At 61.8% G+C, this 1263-nt stretch carries 1 protein-coding gene; it reads right to left on the bottom strand.

Going from position 1 to position 1263, the window contains the following annotated elements; translation table 11 throughout:
* Positions 1-1034 (bottom strand): Hsp70 family protein (locus I6F21_RS37470; RefSeq protein WP_225184350.1); only part of this gene is annotated, 1034 nt, incomplete at its 3' end.
* Between the last annotated feature and the right edge of the window lie 229 nt (positions 1035-1263).

The following is a 1263-nucleotide window of genomic DNA, read 5'->3' on the forward strand; positions in this document are numbered from 1 at the left end:
TGGACCTTCGGCATGCGCGACATACCGCCGACCAGCACGACCTCGCCGATCTCACCGGCGGTGACGCCGGCGTCCTTCAGCGCCTTGCGGCAGGGCTCGACGGTCTTCTGGATGAGGTCGTCGACCAGCGCCTCGAACTTGGCGCGGGTGAGCTTCATCGTCAGATGCTTCGGGCCGGTCTGGTCCGCGGTGATGAAGGGCAGGTTGATCTCGGTCTGCGTCGTCGACGACAGCTCGATCTTGGCCTTTTCAGCGGCTTCCTTCAGGCGCTGCAGCGCGAGCTTGTCGTTGCGCAGGTTGATGCCCTGTTCCTTCTGGAACTCGTCGGCGAGATAACCGACGAGGCGCATGTCGAAGTCTTCGCCGCCGAGGAAGGTATCGCCGTTGGTCGACTTCACCTCGAACACGCCGTCGCCGATCTCGAGAATGGAGATATCAAACGTACCGCCGCCGAGGTCATATACCGCGATGGTGCCGGCCTTGGTCTTGTCGAGGCCATAGGCGAGCGCGGCCGCGGTCGGCTCGTTGATGATGCGCAGCACTTCGAGCCCCGCGATCTTGCCGGCGTCCTTGGTCGCCTGGCGCTGAGCGTCGTTGAAGTAGGCGGGAACGGTGATGACGGCCTGCTCGACCTTCTGGCCGAGATGGGCTTCCGCGGTCTCCTTCATCTTCTGCAGGATGAAAGCCGAGACCTGCGAGGGCGAGTAGGTCTGGCCGTCGGCCTCGACCCAGGCGTCGCCGTTGGAAGCCTTCACGATCTTGTAGGGAACGAGCTTCTTGTCCTTCTCGACCATCGGGTCGTCGTAGCGGCGGCCGATGAGGCGCTTCACTGCGAAGAAGGTGCGCTCGGGATTGGTGACGGCCTGGCGCTTGGCCGGCTGGCCGACGAGGCGCTCACCGTCATCCGTGACGGCGACGATCGAAGGCGTCGTGCGCATGCCTTCGGAATTCTCGATGACTTTGGCGTTCTTGCCATCCATCACGGCGACGCACGAATTCGTGGTGCCGAGGTCGATCCCAATGACCTTTCCCATGGTCCTGATATCCTTCTTTTTGCGGCAGGTTGGCTGGGCCCAAGAGGCACCCGAACCGAAACCCCCTAAGATCAAACATCCGCGATATTGCGATGATTGAGGCTCATATAGGAGGGGGGGAGGGGCCCGCAAGGACCGAAGCTAGGTTTCTGCCGCTAAAACATCGGGTTTTGGAAGGTAATATCCGGGCTCAACCGCCCTTGCGGGTGAGGAATTATTAACAGGTCCG

The sequence above is a fragment of the Bradyrhizobium sp. NBAIM03 genome, assembly GCF_020194055.1.
Lineage (GTDB): Bacteria > Pseudomonadota > Alphaproteobacteria > Rhizobiales > Xanthobacteraceae > Bradyrhizobium > Bradyrhizobium yuanmingense.